Source organism: Streptomyces sp. CB02366 (assembly GCF_001905905.1).
Classification (GTDB): domain Bacteria; phylum Actinomycetota; class Actinomycetes; order Streptomycetales; family Streptomycetaceae; genus Streptomyces.
On record NZ_LIVT01000008.1, the window covers coordinates 12,168 to 34,284 of the forward strand.

A 22,117-nucleotide genomic window follows, 5' to 3' on the forward strand; every position below is an offset into this window, starting at 1 on the left:
GACCAGACCAGCTGCCCGGCCGACCGCAGCTTCTTCAGAACGACCCGATCAGCGACCACAGCTCATCCGAGTCGCCCCATGGCCGAAAGTTCCCCTTCCCCACGAACGGACCGATGAGCATCCACGCCGACAGTCACAAGATCATTGGCTTCTGTGAGGACCTTTTACAGCAACGGGCCGTGCCGCGAGCACCCGCGGTGCCGGACCGTCCGGCACACGATTCCGGAGAGGACCGACAGCCAGGCTGCCCGCCTGCGCAAAGGGGCACGCGGCGGGCGACCAGCAGGCTTCGACGAAGGACGGTACAAGAAACGAAACACCTTCGAGCGGGCGGTCAACCGGCTCAAGCACGCCGGAGCCGTGGCCACCCGCTACGAGGAACGCGGCCACCTTTCCTCGGCATCGCGACCGCAGCAGTCCTCGTTGTCCGGCTTCGCACCTGAGCCGGGGCGTCACAACGCGATCGCCCGGTAGGCCCCTGCCTGATCGACCACCTCATCGGCAGAGAGCTCTCGCTCCGGCGGCCAGAAGATCAGGTCGCTGACGTGGCCGGATGGGCAGGCCAGGGTTCGGTCGAGCCTCTCCAGCCACCCGTCCGCCTCGTCGTCGGACGCGTAGTCCGCATCCATGATCCGCTGCACGAGCGAGACCGCCTCGGCCCGGCTCATACCCGCGGTATCCATCACAGCCTCCCTGGGCGCCGGCCTGACGAGCAGCGTGATCGGCCGGACAAGTCCTGGCCGGAGCGTGCGTCGGCCGGGCAGGACCGGCGCAGCACCGGTTCGTCCTATCTGGCCTGCGCCTTGGGGCTGCGAGTGCCTCGCGCCGGGGCGTCCGCGGGGCGCCGGGCGAGACCGAGCTCCCGCTCACCGGGGCCGAGCGGGGCGAAGAACCGGGCGACCTGCTCGTCGTCGACCTCGGCGAGGGAGCCGGGCTTCCACTGCGGATCGTTGTCCTTGTCGATGATCCGGGCGCGCACCCCCTCCACGAAGTCGGGCTGCTCGAAGGCCCGGCTGGAGACACGGAACTCCTGATCGAGTACGGCTTCCAGGCTGTCGAGCCGGGCTGCCCGGCGGACCGCGGCGAGGGTGACCTTGAGCGCGAGCGGTGACTTGGCCAGGAGTTCGTCGGCCGCGGCCCGCGCCGCCGGGACTCCGCTCGCCCGCAACCGGTGGAGGATCTCCTCCACGGTCTCCGCCGCGTAACAGTCATCGATCCAGTCGCGCTGTGCGTCGAGGTCTCCGGCGGGCGGCTGCGTGGCGAACCGTTCGACGACCCCGGCGGCGGACTCGCCGGAGAGGGCCGGATCGCCCAGCGCCTCGGCCAGGGCCGGCAGGAGGCGGGCCGGGACGTGGTGGTCGGCCAGACCGCAGAGGAGGGCGTCGGCCGCCCCGATCGAACGGCCCGTGAGCGCCAGGTGGGTGCCCAGTTCGCCCGGGGCCGCGGCCAGCAGGCGGGTGCCCCCGACATCGGGCACGAAGCCGATGGCCGTCTCGGGCATGGCGACACGCGAGCGTTCGGTGACGACCCGGACCTCGGCGTGGGCCGACACCCCGACGCCGCCGCCCATCACGATGCCGTCCATCAGGGCGACGTAGGGCTTGGGAAATCGGGCGATGCGGGCGTTGAGGCGGTACTCGTCCCGCCAGAACTCCAGCGACGCGCGCCCCGCGGCCCGGGCGTCGTCGTGCAGGGCCCGGATGTCGCCTCCGGCGCACAGGCCCCGGTCGCCCGCCCCGGACAGCAGCACGGACGTGATCGCCTCGTCCTGCTCGGCGCGGTCCAGGGCCTCGTCGAGCATCCGCACCATGGTGTGGCTGAGCGCGTTGAGGGCGCGGGGGCGGTTGAGGGTCACGTGCAGGCATGCGCCCCGCGTTTCCAGCAGGACGGGCCGGTCGTCGTTCATGCGTGCGCTCCGCTCACTGGATCGTGGACATGGTGGTGGGCCGCGGGGCCCCCGCCATGATCGCTGACGGCCCCCGCTGAGTTTCCATGGCCCCCGGCGCGAAAGGAAGCTCGGGGAGCGGGCGGGAGACGACCGTGCGGATCATCGGGGCGGAGGCCGAGAGCGGGCGGATCGGCCGGGTGAGCCCTGTGGCACTCCGATGGTCGCGGCTCGACAATTGAGGCTGGCGGGGTGCACCGACGCACGGCCCGACCGGACGACCTCCGGAGCAGGAATGACCGACGACGAACGGCGGCAGGACGCCGAAGCCGCTCCGCTCCGCCCGCTCGGCCCGCTCGGCCCGCTCGGCCGGAAGAACAACGGGGAGATCCGGCCGCCGGAACGCCTCGCCATGAACCGGACCGGCAGTTTCGACTGGGACCTGGACACCGGGGTCGTGGACGTCGACGAGGCCGGGCTCATGGTGTTCGGCGTGGCCCCGGCGACGTTCGACTCCCGGCCGGGCACGCTGTTGGAACGTCTGGAGCCGGCCGAGCGGGCCAGGCTCGACGTGACGGTCGACGAGGCCATCACCGGGGGCGGCAACTCCTACAGCGTCCATTTCACCGTGCCGCTCGACGACGGGACCCCGCAGTGGACGCACGTCCAGGCCCGCATTCTGCGGTCGAAGGACGGAAGGGCCCACCGGATCGTGGGGATCGTCCGGGACGCGACGGCGGAGGTCACCCATTCGGCCTTCGTCCTCAATCTGGAAAAACGGCGGCAGCGCCAGACCGATATCGTCGAACGCACCACGAGCGCCATGTCCCGCGCGGTGACCGTGGACGACGTGACGGCCGCCCTCACCGGCCCCGGGGGGCTGGCCCGGCTGGGTGCGGACGGTCTCACCCTGGGGCTCGTGGAGAACTCCACGCTGAACATCGTCGCGTTGAGCGGCGAGTCGCTGGAGGTGCTCGACGGCCTCGGTTCCGGCGATCTCGACCGCGACCTCCCGCTCGCGGACGCCATTCGCAGCGGCCGCCCCCGGTTCATCACCTCGCCGGCCGCGCTCGCCCGTCGCTACCCGCAGTTGGAGCCCCGCCTCGGCGGGTTCGGCTTCCGGGCGGCGGCGTACCTCCCGCTGGTGGCTCAGGCCCGGTCGCTGGGCGGCCTGGCCCTCTTCTACCGCGAGCGCACGGTCTTCAACGCAGACGAACGCATCCTGTGTCTGGGGCTCGCCGCCATCGTGGCGCAGTCCCTGCAACGGGCGATGCTCTTCGACGAGGAACGCGAGTTCGCCACCCAGCTCCAGTCCGCGATGCTCCCGTCCCGGATACAGGAGGTCGAGGGCGGTGAGATCGCGGTCCGGTACCACGCCGCCTGGAGCGGACGTCAGGTCGGCGGCGACTGGTACGACGTGATCACCCTGCCCAAGAACCGGTACGGGCTGGTCGTGGGGGACGTGCAGGGGCACGACACCCACGCGGCAGCGATCATGGGCCAGTTGCGTATCGCCCTGCGTGCGTACGCCTCCGAGGGGCACCCGCCGGCCTCCGTGCTGGCCCGGGCCTCCCGCTTCCTCTCGGAACTGGACACCGAGCGCTTCGCCACCTGCACGTACGCCCAGGTCGACCTGGGGACCGGGGCGGTGCGGGTGGTGCGGGCCGGGCACTTCGGGCCGCTCATCCGGCACGTCGACGGGCGGGTCGGCAGTCCACAGGTGCGGGGCGGGCTGCCGCTGGGCATCTCCACGGACCTCCTGGACGAGGAGTACCCGGAGACGCGGCTCGATCTGGTGCCCGGCGAGACGTTCGTGCTGTACACGGACGGGCTGGTGGAGGAGCCCGGGGCCGACCTCGACACCGGGATCGACGCGCTGCGCCAGGAGGTGAGCGCCGGGCCCGCCGGGGCCGAGGCCCTGGCCGACCACCTGTCGGAACGGCTGTGGGAGCGTTGGGGCGCCGGGGACGACGTGGCCCTGCTGGTCCTGCGACGGAGCCCGGACGTGGGGACGTCGCACGCGCCACGGCTCCACCAGTACATCCACCAGGCGGACCCGGAAGGGCTCTCGGACGCCCGCGCGATCGTGCGCCAGGCCCTCACCGACTGGGAGATGGCCGAGTTCGCCGACGACGCCGAACTGGTCACGGGCGAGTTGCTGGTCAATGTGCTCCTGCACACCGAGGGCGGGGCCGTTCTGACCCTGGAGGTGCTTCCCGAACCGGTGCGCCGGGTCCGGCTGTCGGTCCAGGACCGGTCCAGCGCCTGGCCCCGTCGGCGTACGCCGGGCGAGACGTCCACCTCCGGCCGGGGACTGCTGCTGCTCGACGCCGTCGCCACCCGCTGGGGGATCGAACCGCGGGGCGAGGGCAAGGCCGTCTGGTGCGAGATCGGCCCCGCTCCCCCGTCGGCCACCGTGCCGTCGGCCACGGAGCGGTGACGGCGTCGGGGGGCGGCGACGAGCCGGCAGGGGGGGTGCGGGGGCGGCACCACTGTGCCGCCCCCGCACCCCCCGGATCAGCCGCTCCGCTGAGCGGAGGCGTCAGTTCTGGGCGGTACGGCGCTTGCGGACGGCCCACAGGATGCCGCCGCCGGCCAGCAGCACCGCGACGGCGGCGCCACCGATGATCGGCGTCGACGAGGACGAGCCCGTCTCGGCCAGGTCCGGCGAGCTCGGGCTCGGGGCGGGCACGGCGGGCGCGGACTCCGAAGGCTGCTCACTGGGGGTGACGCTCGGCTCGGGCGTCCCGGTGGACTGCGACGGGGCCGGCTCACTCGGGGTCGGCTGGGGCGGGGTGGGGCTGGGCTCCTCCTCGCACACCTCCGCCGTCTTCGTCCTGTCGATGGAGTGCTTGCCGTCCCCGTCGGCGTCCTTGACGACCAGTCGGACGGTCACCGGCTGGTCGTGCTCGGGCAGCGTCAGCTTCTTGTGGAACTCACGGCCGAACGTCTCGGTGGGGAGCAGGTCCTTCCCGTCCACCGTGACGGTCACCGTGTTGGGGACGCCGTCCGTGTAGTTGGTGAGGTCGACAGTCACCTCGGAGCAGGTCACGTCCCAGGTGGGGGTGTGAGCCGCGGCCGGACCGGCGGAGATGACGCCTCCGGTCAGACCGACGACCGCAGCGGCCACGAACGCTCCCGCGCCACGCCACGATCTCCTGGGTATGGTCATGGATTCTTCCTCCAGCTACTTCTCATCGCCCCGATGGCGGTGGGGCGCACAGTACTGCCATCGCCCCCCGGCGACTCACCCGCCCCATGGACAGTCCGGCGCGCCAACTCAGTTCATGATCCTCCCACTTCCGGTCCTGCGGGCGAGCCGCCCCGGCCCGTCCCCCCTCCCACAGTGGCCGAAAGTGCGCGGTCCGCACAGGCACCGCCCGTCATCGCGCGGGGACCTCCGCCAGGAAGGGCGGCTCCGGGCGTGCCGTCACAGGGCCTTGTGCATGATGTGAAGTCCCACATAGCCCTGGACCGGGTGGCGGAAGCCTTCCGGCAGGGTTCCGATCACCTCGAACCCGAGCGACCGGTACAGCTTGACCGCATAGGTGTTGGTCTCGACCACCGCGTTGAACTGCATGGCCCGGTACCCTTCGGCGCGAGCCCAGTCGATGGAGTACGCGCACAGCGCGCGTCCCACGCCCCGGCCGGAGTGGGCGGGATCGACCAGGTAGGTGGCGCTGGCGATGTGGGAGCCGTTGCCCATGTGGTTGCGGTTCATCTTCGCCGTACCGAGCACCGTCCCGGCCTCGTCGACGGCGACGACCACGCGGCTCGGCGCCGGGACGAACCACCATCCCTCGGCTTCCTCCTGTCCGAGATCCAGCGGGTAGGTGAGCGTCTCGCCGGCGGAGACGACGGAGTGGAAGAAGGGCCAGACGGCGGACCAGTCCTTCGCGGTGGCTTCTCTGATCAACATCCTGACAGGATGGCCCATGCGGTCGATCGGCGCGAAAAGTCACCCCTCGCCCCTGCCGCGCCGTCCCAGCCCGGCGAGAAGCCTCTTCGCCCTCGGCCCGCCGGGGACGGCGGCGCGCGACGCTCCGGCGCAGACCGGCGGCGTCGAATCGACGGCGGAGGTCAAGCCCGCTTCCGCCGCTTCGCGCCTGGGAGCGGAGCCGGTCGCCACCGCTGCCCCCCTCCCGGCGTCCGCCCCGCTTCCCGCGCTCTTCCCGTTCCCGGTGACGACCTCGACAGCCGGGATCCTGCGGGCCCCCGCACCGCTCCCCGGAACCGGAGCCGGCCGGTGCTCGCGCGCCCGGTCCACTTCAAGCGTCAGGTTGATCCGCCGCCAGAGGATCTCGTCGGGGTCGTCGGCCGCCATCAGCTCCGCCACGGCCTCCCTCGCCGCCATCGGGACCGGGCGTTTGAAGACCGGCCCCGGACGGACCCGTGCGAGGTGAGCGCGTTCGCCGGGGTCGTCGACCACTTCCGCCAGGTGCACCGGGTCCAGCGCTGAAGCGTGGGCCGCAGCCCGCGCCCAGGGGTCCGGCGAGCGGTTCACCAGCCGGTCGATCCGCTGCGACCGCCAGTTGCGCGCCCGCAGGTCGGCGCCCGTCTCCAGCACGGCGCGCATCTCCTCCGGCATCCGCCCGCCGAGCAACTCGGGTTCCCGGGCCGCGAACGCGGCGAGTTCGTCCGCCAGGTAGAGCCACACCACCGCGCGATACCGGTTCAGACAGAACGTCACCGGTGAGACGCGGCCTGCCCGGGCCAACCGGGTGAACCGGGCCGGAGGGACGCCCAGCAGGGCCGCGCCCTCCGCCGTGCCGACGGTGCGGACCCTCTCCGCCACGCTGCCGGGAAAGCCCGGCAGTTCCCGCAGACGCTCGATCTCCTCCTCGTGCACGCGGGACCGCCCACCGTCCGGCCCAGTGACGACGGCGATCAGCCCGAGGTGCACCGCGAGCTCGAACTCCGTACGCCGGAGGCCGAGTTCACGGACGGCTCGCCCGGGCGCGACCGTCGCCGTCCGGGCGACGGCCCCGTCCCGTCCACCGACGCCTTCCGCACGCGTCACCACAGCGGGGGCGCCGGCCCTCTTTCGCGTGCCCTCGGCCCGCACACGGCCGCGCTCGGCTCGCGCGTTCCGGCCGCCGGCGTCCACCCGCAGCGCTCGGCTGACTGTCATGGCTGTCTCCCCCGCCACCTCGACTACTCTCCGTGATCACGGTAGTCCAGGAGAGCGATCACCCGTCAGCCCTGTGGACAACCGGGCAAGGACCGGAGGAAAAAGCAGGTCAGAAGGGTCCGAGGTCCTCGGGGCCGCCCTGGCGGACGGAGACCCCGAGATGTTCTCCGACCCGGTTGACGAGCAGGGTCATCTCGTAGGCGACCTGGCCGACGTCGGCTTCGGCAGCGGTCAGCACGCACAGGCAACTGCCGTCGCCGGCGGCCGTCACGAAGAGCAGTGCCTCGTCGAACTCCACCATCGTCTGGCGGGGCCGGCCCGCCCGGAAGTGACGCCCCGACCCGCGCGCCAGACTCTGCAGGCCGGAGGCGACCGCCGCCAGGTGTTCCGCGTCCTCGCGGGCGAGCCCGGTACTGGCCCCGGTGACCAGCCCGTCGTTCGAGAGCACCAAGGCGTGCCGTATGAACTGCACCCTTTTGGTGAGATCGTCGAGAAGCCAGTCGAGTCCCCGGTCAAGCGGCATGTGCTCGTCCTCCCCGTGCCTTCGTTCCCCGTGCCCCCGTTACGCTCGCCAGCCTCGCGCACCCGCCCCCTGGGAGCAAGCGCCCCTCGCGCCCCGGGGCGCCGCTTCGCGCCATCCGCGCAGGGGGCTCAGGATGGGGACCATGGCACACCACATGACTGAAGACGCCTGGCGGGCCTTCCTCTCGGAAGGCACGCGCACGGCGAAGGTTTCGACGGTGCGGGCCGACGGCAGTCCGCACGTCGCACCCGTCTGGTTTCTCCTCGACGGTGACTCGGTGGTCTTCAACACCGGCAAGGAGACCGTGAAGGGGCGCAATCTCGCACGCGACGGACGGGTCGCCCTGTGCGTGGACGACGACCGGCCGCCGTACGCGTTTGCGGTGGTGAAGGGACGCGCCGAGCTGAGCGAGGACCCTGGCGAGCTCCTGCGGTGGGCGACGCTGATCGCCCGCCGCTACGTGGGGGCGGACGCCGCCGAGGAGTTCGGACGCCGCAACGGCGTGCCGGGCGAGCTGGTCGTGCGGGTACGGATCGACAAGGTGACCGCGATGGCCGACATGGCCGACTGACCGGGGGCCGGCTCGGAAACGTCAGCCGAGGGAAGCGAGCAGCCGGGCGGTGTGCACCCGGCCGGCGTACTCGACCGTGCGGATCAGGACCTCTTTCCCGGAGGTCCGGTCCCGCGCGTCGCACAGCACGACCCGTGTGCCCCGTTCGAGGCCCAGCGCCCGCGCCACGTCGCACTCCGTACGGTCGGGGGCTCGGGGGAAGAGGTTGACGGCGACCACGAACGGCACCCGGGCGCGCTCGAAGTGGTCGACGGCGGTGAGGCAGTCCTCCACCCGCCGGGCTTCGGCGAGCACGATCGCCGCCAGCGCCCCCGCGCACAGCTCGCCCCACAGGAACCGGAAGCGGTCCTGGCCCGGCATGCCGAACAGGTACAGCGAGAGCCCCGCGTGGACGGTGATACGGCCGAAATCCATCGCTACGGTCGTCGTGGCCCCCCGTTCCATCCCTCCGGCCTCCCCCCTCCTGCCCGCCGCCTCCTCCGAGTGCAGCGGGCGGATCTCGCTCACCGATCCCACCGGGGTCGTCTTGTACCCGTCGATGTGCGACTGCTCCTACGTGCCGAGGGGGCCCGCCGTACACCGGCCGGCGCTGAGCGGCGGGTCCGCGCCGGTCGGTGGTCGGGCAGGCCCGCGACGGGACGGTGCCGGACGCCGCCGAGGAGTACGGCCAGTCCCCCCGCCGGGGCGGGTCCTGAAGCGGACGAGGGCTCGCGGGGCCGCCCTTCGGCGCGGTGCGCCGTGTCGCGTCCGCCGTGGTCTTCGGGGAGTCGTACCGGCGCGGCGCCGGGTGGCGGTTTCGCGCCGTCGCCCGGGGTTACGCCTTCGGCCTCGCGGACGCCGCCTCGGACTACGGCGTCCGCGTCCGACCGGACGGGTCGCCGCCGCCTGACGTACCGGCCGGCCCCGGGCGCCGGACCGCAGGCCGGCCGGCCGGGCGGGGCCCGGTGACACACCCGGCCGCCTGCGCGACCATGGCCCCATGGCCGATGACCACACCCATGTCCTGGATTTCTTCACCCCTCGTGCGGCCGGCTGGGACAGCCGGTTCCCCGACGACGGTCCCGCCTACGCCGCCGCGGTCGGCCTGCTCGGGCTGCGTCCCGGTGACACCGTGCTCGACGCGGGCTGCGGCACGGGGCGCGCGCTGCCCCCGCTGCGGGCGGTGGTCGGACCGCGGGGCACGGTGCTGGGCGCCGACCTCACCCCGGCCATGCTCGCGGAAGCCGTACGGGCGGGGCGGGGCGGCAGCGGGGCGCTTCTCCGGGCCGACGTCGCTCGGCTCCCGCTGCGCGACGGAGGTGTGGACGCGGTGTTCGGAGCCGGACTGCTCTCACACCTGGCCCGCCCCGAGGCCGATGTGGCGGAACTCGCCCGCGTCGTACGGCCGGGCGGAACGCTCGCCCTGTTCCACCCGATCGGCCGGGCCGCCCTCGCCGCGCGACAGGGCCGCGCCGTCACCGACGACGATCTGCGGGCCGAGCCGCGGCTGCGGGTCCTCCTGGCGGGTGCGGGGTGGCGGCTGGAGTCCTACACCGACGAGGACGACCGTTTCCTCGCCCTCGCCGTCAGACAGGGCTGAAAGCCTCGCGAGGACGGAGGCGGCGTCCCGGCCCGCGCCGGCCGCGTCACTCGGCCGGCGTCCGCGGCGGCCGATGGCCGGGAACGGGGCAGCCTCGGACACCGGGGGCGGGGAACGTACCGAGCTTCGCGATCTCGTACCCGTCCGGATATCCCTTGATCTCGGGGTTCTGCCGCGCGTAGTGGGGCCTGCGGCGGGGCGGCATGAGCCGGACGGCACGGGCCCGCAGCCGGAGCGCTCCCCTGGTCAGCCCGCGTGCCACCGGCCCCGGGCGGCGGTAGCGGAACGCCGTGAGCAACGAGTCGTCCAGCAGGGCGCGGGCGGCGCCGCGCACCAGGGGGGCCAGCGGTGCCGGGTACCAGGAGCCCATCAGCGCCAAGGTGGCGTCGGAGACCCGGCGGCCCCCTTCGTCCCAGCCGAAGTGTTCGTCCTCGTAGGCGTCGAGGGTGCGCTCGAAGTCCTCGTAGCTCTCCGGCACGTCCTTGATCCCCATCCGGGCGCCGAGAGTGCGGTAGTAGGCGGCGAAAGCGCGCCGCTCGTGGCAGCAGAGGCGGCGCCAGCCGAAGTCGTCCAGCCAGCGCTTCGGGGTGACGACGAACGTGCACAGGACGTAGCGCATGTCGTCGTTGCCGATGTCGTAGGCGCGGTGCATCTGGTTGATCCGGCGGATGGCCGTGCGGCCTTCGTCGGTGTCGAAGCCGTGCTCCACCACCGCGTCGAGGAGCAGGGCGGTGTCGTCGTAGCGCTTCTGGGAACGGTGCGTCAGCTCCGCCGTCTCGTCCAGGAGTCGGCCGATGCCGGGCACGGCGTAGGTGCGGTACAGGGCCAGTTCGAGGGCGCGGGTGATGTCCCAGGGGAACTCGTGGGCGACGGTGAGCCGGTAGATCTCGTGGTAGTCCCGCTCCGGGTCCAGTGCCTGGATCTCTTTCAGCCGGTCGTACCGCTTCGCCATGTTGTCCCCCTCGTTCGGCCGGAAATTCAACCCTACGCACAGAGTCCGCGCGCGCCCGGACGAGCGGCAGGTCCCACCCGGACGAGTGGCCCGGCCCTGGATCACCGGCGGTCGCCAGGGCCTCGACGGAGAGGTTACCGAGTGGTTAGGGTGCGCCGACGGACCATGGCAGGCAGGCCGGACGAGGGGCGGGTGCGCGATGAGCGATGGGGAGAGCGCCGTGCCCGGTGCGGACGGTACGGCCGCGGTCGAGGACGACGCCCTGCTGGTGCTGACCGCGATGCTGCTGACGCCCGCACGGTTCCCCGCCGTGCTCGGGGACGACTACCCGGCCGCGTGCGCCGCCCTCGGACTCGAACCGTACGAGGAGGGCTACGGCCTGGTACTCGGGCAGGACGGCCAGGGGGCCCGGTGGACCGTGGTGGTGGAGGACGCCTCCCAGGTGGCCGTCGCCATCGCCGCGTGGGACTGCGGCATGGAGCACGACCTCTCCCCCGACGAGCGCTCCATGGTGTGCGCGCTGCCGGGCTGGCCGATGGACCTCGCCGTCTCGGCTCCCGGCGTCCCCGAGCCGCACGATCCGGAGACGGACCCGGAGGGCCCCGCGCCGCTGTCCCCGCCCGACGCGGAGGCCTGGGGTCCGCCGCAGCGACGGCTCGGGGCGGACGAGATCGCCGCGCAGTGGCCGGTGTGGCGCGGGCAGCTCGACGACGCGCGGGTGTTGCGGCCGGACGCCGGGCCGGAGCCGGAGGGCGACGCCGGAGGAGAGCCGGCGCACGACGCCTCTGCCGCCGTGCGCCACCCCGGCGTACGCAGGGCGCTGTCGGAGGCGGCCGCCTACACGACGGCTCCGCCCCCGCCCGGCCGGATCCGCTCCTCGTACGCCTCCGCCGACGCCCGCATCCTGCGCGTCGACGGCCCGGGGTGGTCGATGGTGGCGCGGACCGACGACATCGCCCTGTTCCTTCTGGACGAGGAGCCGGGGACCGTCATCCCGGTGGGCCGTGGAGCAGCCCTCCCCGGCCTTCTCATGGCGCTGGACGGGCTGGCCGTCCGTCCCACGTGAGGACGCGGGCGCCCTCGGCGGTCAGCGGCCGATCCGCTTGCGGTTGATTCTGCGGAGCCTGCTCCGCTGGGACGGGTCCAGCAGCAGATAGCCCGCGGCGGGAAGCCCGATCACGATCAGCAGCGCCCACCAGAATCCGAGCAGGGGCCACAGGATCGCTGCCGCCAGAACGCCCCCGACGGCGGCCTTCGCACCGTTCGACATGGTCCACGCCTCCTCCGCGGCCGGCGCCGCTCCTGCCCGGTGAACGCACCCGGGCGCGCTCGCGTTCCCCGTCAGGACCGCTTTCCAGGATGGACTATGACGCACATCACAGGATGATACGACCCCCGGGCGCGCGAAAAGGGGTACCCTCGGCGACTCCGCTCACTAGTCAAATTTGAGGAATCTGACATCGCTGTGCACAGACACCCTGCGGCAACACCCTCCGAGATCGCCCGACTGTCCCGCTGCGCCGCGGTCTTCGTCCCCGCGGACCCGGCTCGCACCGGCGGCATCGCGTTCTGGAGCCCGGACGGCGGCACTCCTCCCGACGGCCCGGGGGCATTGTCGGAGCTGACCGTGCTCGGGGACGATCTGCGGCCCCGTACGGTTCTGGCCCTCCGGCTCCCCGTACGGGACGCCCTGCCGGTGTTGACCCGGGCGCGCGCCGTCGCCCACGCCTCCCCCGCCACGGCGTTCTGGGGCGGCGCCGCACTTCTGGGCCTCCAGTTCGTCGCCCGGGGGCTGCTGCTGCCGGGGCTGAGCAGTACCGATCAGGATGCCTGGCGGATCGGACCGTTGAGCCTCGACGACCTCGAACGGCTACGGGAACTGGCGGCGTCGATGCCGCCGACCGCGCACGCGACGCCCCTCCCGGGCGGCGGCGAGCCGTCGCTGCCCGAACCGGAACACCTGCTGCGGGCGTTCCTCGACGCGGTGGCCGACACGCTGCCCCGTACACCGGCTGCCGGATTCGTCGTCGGCGGACCCGCGTTCACCGCGCAGGAGCCGTGTCGTCTGCCCGACGGGCGGGACTGGGCCGCCGATGTGGCGGCCGGTCACGACGCCGGTGTGCGGCTCTCGTTGCGTATCGAGGTCTCGGGCGTGGCCCTCGGACGCGACGTGGCGGAACCGGCCGCGGCCGGGGACGGCGGGCGGGACTCCGGTGCGGACGCGCCGTCGTTCCGAGCCGTGCTCCAGATCCACAGCGTGAGCGACCCCTCCCACGTCGCCGACGCGGCCGAGGTGTGGGCGGGGGCCTCGCGGACGGCCGCCGCGTTCGGGCCCCGGGCCCGGATGGACGCTCTCCTCACCCTGCGGCGTGCCGCCCGCGCGTGGCCCCCGCTGGCGCCGCTGCTCTCCGCGGCGGTGCCGGACTCGGTGGAACCGGCCGACGAGGAGATCGCCGAACTCCTCGGGTCCGCCTCCCGCGCCCTGGCCGCCGCCGGGGTGCAGGTCCACTGGCCCAAGGAGCTGGCCCGCAAGCTCACCGCGCGGGCCGTGATCGGCCCGGACGACCCGGACGCCGAGGGGCGCGACCTCGCGGAGGGGGCAGGCGCCGGGCCACGGGGACGCAGGTCCGCGGACATGCCGTCGTTCCTCTCCGCGGACGCCCTGCTCTCGTTCGACTGGCGGTTCGCCCTGGGCGACCGCCGGCTGACCCGCGAGGAGGTGGAACAGCTCGCCGAGTCCAGCAGGCCCATCGTGCGCCTGCGCGACCAGTGGGTGCTCGTCGACCCCCAGGAGGTGCGCCGGGCGCGGGAGGCCCAAGGCCGCAAGGTGACCCCGATCGACGCTCTGGGCGCGGTGCTGACCGGTTCCACGGAGATGGACGGCCGCCGTGTCGAGGTGGCGGCGACCGGCTGGCTCCAGCGGTTGCGCGACCGGCTGGCCGATCCGGAGTCCGCCGCCCAGCAGAGCGTCGGGCAGCCCGCAGCGCTCTCCGCGACCCTGCGCGACTACCAGCTGCGCGGGCTGAACTGGCTGAACACCATGACCTCCCTCGGCCTGGGCGGCTGCCTCGCCGACGACATGGGGCTCGGTAAGACGATCACCCTCATCGCCCTGCATCTGCACCGGCAGGCCGACCGCGAGGCGGCGGGGCCCACGCTGGTGGTGTGCCCGACCTCGCTGATGGGCAACTGGCAGCGGGAGATCGAGAAGTTCGCGCCGGGCGTCCCCGTCCGCCGCTTCCACGGCGCCTCTCGCTCCCTGGAAGGGCTGGCGGACGGCGAGTTCGTCCTGACGACGTACGGCACGATGCGCCTCGACGCGCCCCGGCTCGCCTCCACACCCTGGGGCATGGTCGTCGTCGACGAGGCGCAGCACGTCAAGAACCCGCACTCGGCGACGGCCAAGCAGCTGCGCACGATCGGGGCGCGGGCCCGCGTCGCGCTCACCGGCACCCCGGTCGAGAACAACCTGACCGAGCTGTGGGCGATCCTGGACTGGACGACGCCCGGCCTCCTCGGCCGCCTCGGCACGTTCCGTACGCGCTACGCCGCGGCGGTGGAGGGCGGCGACGACCCGGCCGCCGCCGAGCGGCTCGCCGCACTGGTCCGGCCCTTCCTGCTGCGGCGGCGCAAGTCCGACCCGGGGATCGCACCCGAGTTGCCGCCGAAGACCGAGACCGACCGGGCCGTGTCGCTGACGCCGGAGCAGACCGGTCTGTACGAGGCGGTGGTCCGCGAGACCCTGGCGGAGATCGCCGCCGCGGACGGCTTCGAGCGGCGGGGGCTCGTGATGAAGCTGCTGACGGCGCTGAAGCAGATCTGCAACCACCCGGCGCAGTACCTCAAGGAGGAGCGGCCGAGGATCGCGGACCGGTCGGGAAAGGTCGAGTTGCTGGACGAACTCCTGGACACGATCCTCGCCGAGCGGGGTTCGGTGCTGGTCTTCACCCAGTACGTGCAGATGGCCAGACTGCTGGAGGAGCACCTGGCCGCACGCGGCGTGAGGACCCAGTTCCTGCACGGCGGTACGCCGGTGGCCCGGCGCGAGGAGATGGTGGCCCGGTTCCAGGCGGGCGAGGCCCCGGTGTTCCTGCTGTCCCTCAAGGCCGCGGGGACCGGGCTCAACCTCACCCGGGCCGGCCACGTCGTGCACTTCGACCGCTGGTGGAATCCGGCGGTCGAGGCCCAGGCGACGGACCGTGCCTACCGGATCGGCCAGACGCAGCCGGTGCAGGTGCACCGGCTGATCGCCGAGGGCACGATCGAGGACCGGATCGCCGAGATGCTCGCCCGCAAACAGGGCCTCGCAGACGCGGTGCTCGGCTCCGGCGAGGCGGCACTGACCGAACTGACCGATGCGGAACTGGCCGATCTGGTCGAGCTGCGAGGGGGCGCGCGATGAGCGACGACTACGACGACTACGAGGACGACCACCTGTACGGAACCGGGTACGGGAGGGACGGCGCGGACGCCCCGGACGGGGACGAGGAGGCTGCCGCGCGCGAGGGCCGTCGCGGAGTGGAGCGTACGTTCGCGGCGCTTCCGCCGGGGCCGGGCAGGAGTTTCGCCACCTCCTGGTGGGGCAGGGCGTGGCTCCAGGCCCTGGAGGACACCGCGCTGGACGGCCAGCAGCTCAAGCAGGGCCGCATGCTGGCCCGGAAGGGCGGGGTCGGGGCGGTCTCCGTACGGCCGGGGCGGATCACGGCGATGGTGCGGGACCGCGACGGCACGGCCCACCGCAGCGACGTCCTGCTCCAGCAGCTCGACACGGACGGCTGGGACCGGTTCCTGAACACGGCCGTGGACCGGGCCGGGCACATCGCGGCGCTCCTGGACCGGGAGATGCCGCCCCATCTGGTGGAGGACGCGGCGGACGCCGGGGTCGAACTGCTGCCCGGCATCGGGGACCTGGAGCCGGAATGCACCTGCGGGGCCTGGGACCACTGTCCGCATTCCGGTGCTCTCTGCTATCAGGTGGCGCGCCTGCTGGACGAGGATCCGTTCGTCCTGCTGCTGATGCGGGGGCGTGACGAGCGGCGGCTGCTGGACGAGTTGCAGGTCCGCAGCGCGGCCCGGGCGGTCCGGGCGAACGACGGCGGGGGGCGGGAGGCCGCCCACGACACGCGGCGGGAGGCGCGCGGGGTACCGGCCGCGGAAGCGGTCGCGGCGGCCGGGATCCTGCCGCCGCTGCCCCCGCCCCCGCCGGTCCCCGACGAGCCGGGGCTCGGGCCGTCGCTGGACACGGAGACCCGGCCGCCGGCCGGGATCGACCCGGCGGCGCTGGAGGTACTGGCGGCCGACAGCGCGGTGCGCGCCCGCCGGATGCTGTTGGACGCCCTGGCCCCCGGCCACGAGGAGCAGCCGGTCCCGACCGGGCCGGCCCCGGCGCAGGACGCGGTGCGGCTGGCCGCGGACGCCCGGCCGGAACCGCGGATCGGGGCCCTGCTGGCCGCCGGCTCCGGCCGGTCGGCGGCGGACCTGGACGCGGCCGTGCGCGCCTGGCGGTTCGGCGGGGCCGCGGCGCTCGCCGTCCTGGAGGAGGAGTGGGCGCCGGGCCGGGAAGACCTGGAGCGGGCCCGCGTCCGGCTCGCCGAGGCGTGGGAGGCCGGCGAGCGGCCGGCGCTGCGGACGAGCGGGCGGGCCCGCTGGACCGTGACGGGGACCGGCCTCCAGCTCCGGCTCGACCGCGACGGGCGCTGGTGGCCGTACCGCAAGGAGAGCGGGCGCTGGGTTCCGGCCGGACCGGCGGACGACGATCCGGCGGGAGCGCTGGCGGGGGCCGAGGGGGGGACGGCCGACGCGGCGGGCTGACCCGTTCGGGGCGGGCTCGACACGCATCGGGCCGGGTCCGGCGGGGCCGGTGGGGGCGGCGGCTCCTCATCGCCGGCGCCTCGGCCGCGCGGGCGATCACGGCATGCGTCAGGAGGCGGGAACCACCGGGTGCGGGACTCTCGAAACACGCCCCAGCCGCCCGGGCGGTCGCCGCGGGGAACCGGAGGCCCGGCACGGGTCGTCATCCGCTTCGGCGGGCGATCTCCCTTCGGAGCCCTGGCGGCCCGCCTCCGTACCCCCCGCGCGCGGTCTCGGTTCCGCCGCCCCGCAATCAGGAGCGCTGTTGCATCGCAGAAGAATCCTCCAGGGCGTCGCCGCGACGGCAGCGGTGGCCTCCCTGCCGGCCTCCGCGCGGCCCGTGGCGGCGCCGGAGGGCGCCACCGACTACGCGACGGCGCTCTGGGCCCCGGCCGCCCCCGCCAACTACACCGTGCCGTCCCACCCTTCCCGGCGGCGGGTCGACCGCGTGATCATCCATGTCGCGCAGCAGTTGTTCACGCCGACCGCGGGCATTTTCCGCGACCCCGCCAAGCGGGTGTCCGCCCACTACGTGGTGCGTTCCGGCGACGGCCATGTCGCCCAGTGCGTACGGGAGAAGGACATCGCCTGGCACGCGGGCGCCTGGGACTGGAACACGCGGAGCATCGGCATCGAGCACGAGGGGTGGGTGGACCGCCCTGAGTTCTTCACCGACGTCATGTACCGGCGGTCCGCCGAACTCACCGCCGACATCTGCGCGCGTCACGGCATCCCCCGCGACCGTGCGCACATCGTCGGTCACCACGAGGTGCCGGGCAGCGACCACACCGATCCGGGCGTCCTCTGGGACTGGGACCGCTATCTCCGGCTCGTGGCCGGCGCCGGATGACGCCGAAGGGCCTTTGAACGGCACGTGCTCGCCGGATGGCCGCCTCCCCGGACGCATGAGATTCTGGAGGCCGTTGAAGGATCGAGGCGTACGACAGAGGGCCGGAGGTACGGAAATGGCGAGCGCGTTCACCGTGGGCGACCATGTGCGCTGGAACTCCGAGGCCGGTCACGTCGAAGGGGTCGTCGTCAAGAAGCACACGCACGATGTGGAGTTCAAGGGTCGTACCCGGCACTGCTCCGAGGACGACCCGCAGTACGAGGTCAAGAGCGACAAGACCGGCCATATCGCCATGCACAAGGGCGGCGCGCTGACGAAGGCGTAGCGGCCGATGCCCACCCGGGTCCACACCATCGGCCATTCGACGCGTTCGTTCGAGGACGTTCTGGAGATGCTGCGCGCACACGACGTCACCTGCCTGGTGGACGTCCGCTCCTTTCCCTCGTCGAGGAAGCACCCCCAGTGGAACCGGTCGGCCCTCGTGGAGAATCTGCCGCCCGACATCTCCTACCGCTGGATTCCCGGGCTCGGGGGACGGCGCCACACCCCCAAGAACGTCCCGAGCGAGAACGACGCGTGGCGGGTGAAAGCCTTCCGTGATTACGCCGACCACATGGCGGGCGAAGAATTCTCGGAGGGCCTGCGGGAATTGATCCGCCTCGCGGAACGCGAGTCCACCGCGATCATGTGCAGTGAAGCGGTGCCGTGGCGGTGTCACCGCCGGCTGATCACCGACGCGCTCCTGGTCGCCGGAGTGGAGGTCGTGCACATCATGTCCCGAACGGCCGCGAAGCCGGCCGTCCTCAACGAGAACGCGCGCATCCGCGACGGCCGCCTGACCTACCCGGCTCCCGGTCCGGAGAAAGCGCCGTGACCGTACTCCAGCGCTCCGCCGTTGGCGCACGAGGGCGGTCGGAGGCGCATGGTTCGCCTCCGCCGCGCCGTAGGAGACCCGCCGGGGGGCCTACCCGTCCCGATGCCGGGCACACGGGTTGCACCACTCGGAAGGAGCAACTCCCATGCTGGGTATAGCCGCCGCTGTCCTGTTCTTCATCGCGTTCCTCATCAACGCGGCCGACATCTCGACCAACGACGTGTTCGCGTCGGGCAACGTGATGCTGCTCGGCCTCATGCTTCTCGCCCTGCACGTGGCGGGGGTGGGAGCCGGTACCCGGATCGGCGGCTCGCGCAGGCGCTGAGGAACGCGCGGCGGGGGCCCACCAAGTGGTGGGCCCCCGCCGCGCGTTGCACCGGACACCTCGGTCGAGGATCCGGGCGACGCCCTGGCTGCAGGAGGTGACGGCGAAGCCGGGGAAGCGCTGCGTGAACGTGGAGGCGTCGAAGACGTTGTCCCCCGGTAGCGCGGCAGCGGTTCCCCGGCCTCTCGGGGCGGGCCGATGAAGCGGCTGCCGCGTCGGCCCGGCCGGCCCCGTGCTCTCCCGGACCCGCCGGAGGACGGGGTCCGTCGCCCGTCGGCTCACGACCGTGGCGCGATGCTCTGAATGATGGTTCACTTCTTCCATGGCCTACCGCAAGACCCCGGCCGAAGCGCGCCGCCTCGAAGCCGCCCGGGAGCATCTCGTCGGCCGCGCCACCGAGGTGGTGGCGGAGGCCGGCTGGGCGCAGGCGTCCGTGACGGCCGTCGCCGACGCGGCCGGGATCGCCGCCGGCTCCGTCTACCAGCACTTCTCGTCCAAGTCCGCGCTCGCGGTCGAGGTCTTCCGGCGTGCCGCACGTCGCGAGGTGGAGGTGCTGAGCGAGGTGCTGGCGGGTGACGGCGACGCGGCCGAGCGCCTGCGCCGGGGGGTGGAGGTGTTCGCCCGCCGCGCCCTGGAGAACCAGGGCCTGGCCCACGCGCTGCTCGCGGCCCCCGCCGAGCCCGCGGTCGGCGCGGAGCGTCTCGCCTTCCGGCGGCGCTACCGGGAGCTGTTCGCCGCGGTGATCGAGGAGGGGGTCACCACGGGCCTGCTGCCCGCCCAGGACCCGGAGACCACCGCGGCCGCCCTCACCGGCGCCGTCGGCGAGGTCCTCGTGTACCCGCTGAGCGCCTCGGCCGCGCACGACGCGGACCTGCTCGTCGCCCGCCTCACCGCCGTGGCCCTGCGCTGCGCGGGCGCGGCCCCCTGACCCGTACCGCGTCCCCGCACCCGCCGTCCCGCCGTCCCGGAGGAAATGCGATGACCACGTCCGACACGCCGCGCAGCAACCCGACCGCCGTGACGCACGAGGTGACGAACCAGCCGCCTCCGCTCCTCGGCCACGACGCCGCCGACGACGCGGTGCTGCTCGAAGGGGTGCGGCGCGAGGGCGCCGGGTGGCACGTGGACGAGCTGCACCGCTTCGGCCGCTACGTCGGCAGCGGGGAGGCGCAGCACTGGGCCGACCAGGCCAACCGCCACGAGCCGGAACTGCGCACCCACGACCGCTTCGGCCACCGGATCGACGAGGTCGAGTTCCACCCCGCCTACCACGCGCTGATGGACGCGTCGGTCGGGGCCGGACTCGCCGGGGCGGCCTGGGCCGACGAGCGCCCCGGAGCCCATGTCGCCCGTGCCGGCGGCTTCATGCTGGCCTCGATGCTGGAGCAGGGGCACCTGTGCCCGGTCTCCATGACGTACGCCGTGGTCCCCGCGCTGCGCCGCTCCCCCGGCCTCGCCGCCGTGTACGAACCGCTGCTGACCAGCCGGGTGTACGAGCCGGGGCTGCGCACGCCCACCGCCAAGCGGGGTCTGCTCGCCGGTATGGGCATGACGGAGAAGCAGGGCGGCACCGATGTGCGCGCCAACACCACGACCGCCGTCGAACAGGGCGACGGCACGTGGCGGCTGCGCGGGCACAAGTGGTTCACCAGCGCGCCGATGAACGACCTCTTCCTGGTGCTGGCCCAGTCACCCGGCGGCCTGTCCTGCTTCCTGGTGCCGCGCGTGCTGCCGGACGGGAGCCGCAACACCTTCCGCATCCAGCGGCTCAAGGACAAGCTCGGCAACCGCTCCAACGCCTCCAGCGAGCCGGAGTTCGACGACACCGTGGCCTGGCTCGTGGGGGACGAGGGCAGGGGTGTGCGCACCATCATCGACATGGTGACGATGACCCGGCTCGACTGCGTGCTCGGTTCCGCCGCCGGTATCCGTGCCGCGCTCGCCCAGGCGGCCCACCACGCCCGGCACCGCTCGGTGTTCGGCGCTCTGCTCGTCGACCAGCCGCTGATGCGCAACGTACTGGCGGACCTGTCACTGGAGTCGGAGGCGGCCACGACCCTGGCGCTGCGCCTGGCGGGGGCCGCCGACCGGGCGCACCGGGGCGACGGCGGGGAGCGCGCCTTCCTGCGTCTGGCCACGGCGATCGGCAAGTACTGGGTGTGCAAACGGCAGCCCGCGGCGGTGGCCGAGGCCCTGGAATGCCTCGGCGGAAACGGGTACGACGAGGCGTCCGGTATGCCCCGGCTGTACCGCGAGGCCCCGCTCAACGGCATCTGGGAGGGCTCCGGCAACGTCAACGCCCTCGACATGCTGCGGGCGTTGACGCGCGAGCCGGAGTCGCTCGAAGCGCTGCGCGCCGAGATCGAGGCCGCCGCCGGGGCGGACGCGCGCCTCGACGCGGCCTGGCGGGACCTCCGGACGGAGCTGGCCCGGCCGGAGGACGCCGCGTTGCGGGCCCGCCGGGTCGTCGAGCGGGCCGCTCTCGTCCTCCAGGGCTCGCTCCTGGTGCGTCACGCACCGGGCGCGGTGGCCGACGCTTTCTGCGCCTCCCGTCTCGCCGGTGACCAGGGGCTCGCCTTCGGCACTCTTCCCGCGGGCACGGATTTCGGCGCCCTGCTGGGCCGGCTGCCGGGCTGAGCGAGCGGCGGGCGACCGGAAAGGGGTGAGCCACCGCCCCCGCCCACGTTAGCCGCGGGGACAGCCGCCCTGTTCAGGTGACGTGCGGACCCTTCGCGTCCGGCCGTGCGCCCGGTACGGCGCACTCGTCGAGGTAGGCGTCCAGGGCGGCGGCCCCGGCCAGCATCGCGCGTCCGCGGGCGGCCAGGCGGGCATGCCAGTCGTGCAGGGCGGCGGCCAGCGGTTCCGGACCGCCGGCCGCCCGCAGCCGGGCGACCAGCAGGGCGATCTGCTCCAACCGGTAGCCTCCCCGCCTGAGTTGGTGGGCCAGCCGCACGTCCCGTACGTCGGTCCCGTCATACACCCGGTATCCGGTGCGCGGGTCGCGACGCGGGGCCACGATCCCGGCGCGCTCCCATGTCCGCAGAGTGGCGGGCCTGATCCCGAGCTTCGCCGCCAGCGAGCCCACGAACACGCCGCCGGGGGCGGGCCCCGGTCCGGCGCCGGAGCGGGGGCCCGCGCCGGATCCGGGCACCCCGTCGGTCCCGGGCACGGCGTCTGACCTCAGGTCACGCAGGGCGCTCTCGACGGCTCGCAGGGTCCGCCGGTCCTCCAGGAGCTGGGCGTGGCTCTCGTCGATGAGACCGAACGCCTCCTGCGGTTCGCCCTGGTTCACCGCGCGCATGATCGACGTCGCCGCCGCGTGCCCATGGCCGGGGAGGAGCGCCAGGAAGGCGGCGAGGGCCTGCGCGTGCAGCGGGGTGTAGGTGCGGTAGCCGTGGGGGGTGCGCCCGGCCGACGGCAGCACCCCGGCCGCCTCGTAGTTCCTGACGGCCTGGGTCGACAATCCGTGCCGCCGAGCCAGATCGATCGGCCGGAGGCGTCTGCCTGTTTGAGGGTTTTTCCCCATGTCAACGAGCTTATCGCGGAAAAGTCTCCACCGAGAGTTCAACGATACGGT

Annotated in this window: 21 protein-coding genes and 2 pseudogenes; 13 read left to right on the forward strand and 10 right to left on the reverse strand. The window is 73.4% G+C overall.

Annotated elements, in window-relative coordinates; all coding sequences use genetic code 11:
• Nucleotides 1–452 precede the first annotated feature (452 nt).
• Both AMK24_RS22200 and AMK24_RS22205 read right to left on the reverse strand, forming a co-directional pair.
• Nucleotides 453–668: a bacteriocin immunity protein gene (locus tag AMK24_RS22200; protein ID WP_107427446.1), complete on the reverse strand. Its 216-nt coding sequence runs from the start codon at nt 666–668 to the stop codon at nt 453–455.
• Nucleotides 669–787: 119 nt separating this feature from the next.
• The gene (locus AMK24_RS22205) at nt 788–1,906 is read right to left on the reverse strand and encodes an enoyl-CoA hydratase/isomerase family protein (RefSeq protein WP_073770594.1); all 1,119 of its coding nucleotides are present in this window, start codon (nt 1,904–1,906) and stop codon (nt 788–790) included.
• Between the two features lie 274 nt (nt 1,907–2,180).
• Between AMK24_RS22205 and AMK24_RS22210 the strand changes: the two genes are divergently transcribed.
• On the forward strand, nt 2,181–4,325 hold the full coding sequence (locus AMK24_RS22210) for a SpoIIE family protein phosphatase (RefSeq protein ID WP_073770595.1): 2,145 nt from the start codon (nt 2,181–2,183) through the stop codon (nt 4,323–4,325).
• Nucleotides 4,326–4,427: 102 nt separating this feature from the next.
• Here AMK24_RS22210 and AMK24_RS22215 read toward each other — a convergent pair whose 3' ends face one another.
• The 4 genes from AMK24_RS22215 to AMK24_RS22230 form a co-directional block, all read right to left on the reverse strand.
• Nucleotides 4,428–5,057 (reverse strand): LAETG motif-containing sortase-dependent surface protein, encoded by a 630-nt coding sequence (locus AMK24_RS22215; RefSeq protein WP_073770596.1) that lies wholly within the window; start codon nt 5,055–5,057, stop codon nt 4,428–4,430.
• A gap of 258 nt (nt 5,058–5,315) precedes the next feature.
• The gene (locus AMK24_RS22220) at nt 5,316–5,804 is read right to left on the reverse strand and encodes a GNAT family N-acetyltransferase (protein ID WP_073770597.1); all 489 of its coding nucleotides are present in this window, start codon (nt 5,802–5,804) and stop codon (nt 5,316–5,318) included.
• 39 nt (nt 5,805–5,843) lie between these two features.
• Nucleotides 5,844–7,016, reverse strand: a complete 1,173-nt coding sequence (locus AMK24_RS22225; RefSeq protein WP_073770598.1) for a DUF6397 family protein — start codon at nt 7,014–7,016, stop codon at nt 5,844–5,846.
• Between the two features lie 109 nt (nt 7,017–7,125).
• Nucleotides 7,126–7,539 carry a roadblock/LC7 domain-containing protein gene (locus tag AMK24_RS22230; RefSeq protein WP_073770599.1) on the reverse strand — a complete coding sequence of 138 codons (414 nt, stop codon included), beginning with the start codon at nt 7,537–7,539 and terminating at the stop codon, nt 7,126–7,128.
• Nucleotides 7,540–7,681: 142 nt separating this feature from the next.
• On the opposite strand from AMK24_RS22230, the gene AMK24_RS22235 reads away from it, so the two are divergent.
• Nucleotides 7,682–8,110 carry a PPOX class F420-dependent oxidoreductase gene (locus AMK24_RS22235; protein ID WP_073770600.1) on the forward strand — a complete coding sequence of 143 codons (429 nt, stop codon included), beginning with the start codon at nt 7,682–7,684 and terminating at the stop codon, nt 8,108–8,110.
• Nucleotides 8,111–8,131: 21 nt separating this feature from the next.
• Here AMK24_RS22235 and AMK24_RS22240 read toward each other — a convergent pair.
• Nucleotides 8,132–8,638, reverse strand: a pseudogene (locus tag AMK24_RS22240) (GTP-binding protein); the annotation flags it as partial.
• 224 nt (nt 8,639–8,862) lie between these two features.
• On the opposite strand from AMK24_RS22240, the pseudogene AMK24_RS35220 reads away from it, so the two are divergent.
• Both AMK24_RS35220 and AMK24_RS22250 read left to right on the forward strand, forming a co-directional pair.
• Nucleotides 8,863–8,949 (forward strand): annotated as a pseudogene (locus AMK24_RS35220) (TerD family protein); the annotation flags it as partial.
• 140 nt (nt 8,950–9,089) lie between these two features.
• Entirely contained in the window at nt 9,090–9,689 is a 600-nt protein-coding gene (locus AMK24_RS22250; RefSeq protein ID WP_073770602.1) for a class I SAM-dependent methyltransferase, read from the forward strand.
• A gap of 46 nt (nt 9,690–9,735) precedes the next feature.
• Here the strand turns inward: AMK24_RS22250 and AMK24_RS22255 are convergent, their stop codons facing one another.
• Nucleotides 9,736–10,641, reverse strand: coding sequence for an oxygenase MpaB family protein (locus AMK24_RS22255; RefSeq protein WP_073770603.1), 906 nt, complete (start codon nt 10,639–10,641; stop codon nt 9,736–9,738).
• 199 nt (nt 10,642–10,840) lie between these two features.
• Here AMK24_RS22255 and AMK24_RS22260 point away from each other — a divergent pair, with 199 nt between their 5' ends.
• On the forward strand, nt 10,841–11,707 hold the full coding sequence (locus tag AMK24_RS22260) for a hypothetical protein (protein ID WP_073770604.1): 867 nt from the start codon (nt 10,841–10,843) through the stop codon (nt 11,705–11,707).
• Between the two features lie 21 nt (nt 11,708–11,728).
• On the opposite strand, the gene AMK24_RS22265 is transcribed toward AMK24_RS22260, so the two are convergent.
• A complete protein-coding gene (locus AMK24_RS22265; RefSeq protein WP_073770605.1) occupies nt 11,729–11,911 on the reverse strand; it encodes a hypothetical protein in 183 nt (60 codons plus the stop codon).
• Nucleotides 11,912–12,106: 195 nt separating this feature from the next.
• Between AMK24_RS22265 and AMK24_RS22270 the strand changes: the two genes are divergently transcribed.
• The 8 genes from AMK24_RS22270 to AMK24_RS22305 all read left to right on the forward strand — a co-directional run bounded on the left by AMK24_RS22270 (nt 12,107) and on the right by AMK24_RS22305 (nt 21,177).
• Entirely contained in the window at nt 12,107–15,043 is a 2,937-nt protein-coding gene (locus tag AMK24_RS22270; protein ID WP_073770606.1) for a DEAD/DEAH box helicase, read from the forward strand.
• Nucleotides 15,040–16,452 carry an SWF or SNF family helicase gene (locus AMK24_RS22275; protein WP_073770607.1) on the forward strand — a complete coding sequence of 471 codons (1,413 nt, stop codon included), beginning with the start codon at nt 15,040–15,042 and terminating at the stop codon, nt 16,450–16,452. Before AMK24_RS22270 ends, AMK24_RS22275 begins: the two co-directional genes overlap by 4 nt.
• Nucleotides 16,453–16,756: 304 nt before the next feature.
• Nucleotides 16,757–17,341 (forward strand): N-acetylmuramoyl-L-alanine amidase, encoded by a 585-nt coding sequence (locus tag AMK24_RS22280; RefSeq protein ID WP_073770608.1) that lies wholly within the window; start codon nt 16,757–16,759, stop codon nt 17,339–17,341.
• A gap of 115 nt (nt 17,342–17,456) precedes the next feature.
• Nucleotides 17,457–17,666, forward strand: a complete 210-nt coding sequence (locus tag AMK24_RS22285) for a DUF2945 domain-containing protein (RefSeq protein ID WP_073770609.1) — start codon at nt 17,457–17,459, stop codon at nt 17,664–17,666.
• A gap of 6 nt (nt 17,667–17,672) precedes the next feature.
• Nucleotides 17,673–18,215 (forward strand): DUF488 domain-containing protein, encoded by a 543-nt coding sequence (locus AMK24_RS22290; RefSeq protein ID WP_073770610.1) that lies wholly within the window; start codon nt 17,673–17,675, stop codon nt 18,213–18,215.
• Nucleotides 18,216–18,360: 145 nt separating this feature from the next.
• Entirely contained in the window at nt 18,361–18,540 is a 180-nt protein-coding gene (locus AMK24_RS22295; RefSeq protein WP_030118564.1) for a hypothetical protein, read from the forward strand.
• Between the two features lie 322 nt (nt 18,541–18,862).
• Entirely contained in the window at nt 18,863–19,468 is a 606-nt protein-coding gene (locus AMK24_RS22300) for a TetR/AcrR family transcriptional regulator (protein WP_073770611.1), read from the forward strand.
• Nucleotides 19,469–19,518: 50 nt separating this feature from the next.
• Nucleotides 19,519–21,177, forward strand: coding sequence for an acyl-CoA dehydrogenase family protein (locus AMK24_RS22305; protein WP_073770612.1), 1,659 nt, complete (start codon nt 19,519–19,521; stop codon nt 21,175–21,177).
• A gap of 73 nt (nt 21,178–21,250) precedes the next feature.
• Here AMK24_RS22305 and AMK24_RS22310 read toward each other — a convergent pair whose 3' ends face one another.
• The gene (locus AMK24_RS22310) at nt 21,251–22,066 is read right to left on the reverse strand and encodes a TioE family transcriptional regulator (protein WP_073770613.1); all 816 of its coding nucleotides are present in this window, start codon (nt 22,064–22,066) and stop codon (nt 21,251–21,253) included.
• Nucleotides 22,067–22,117: the final 51 nt, after the last annotated feature.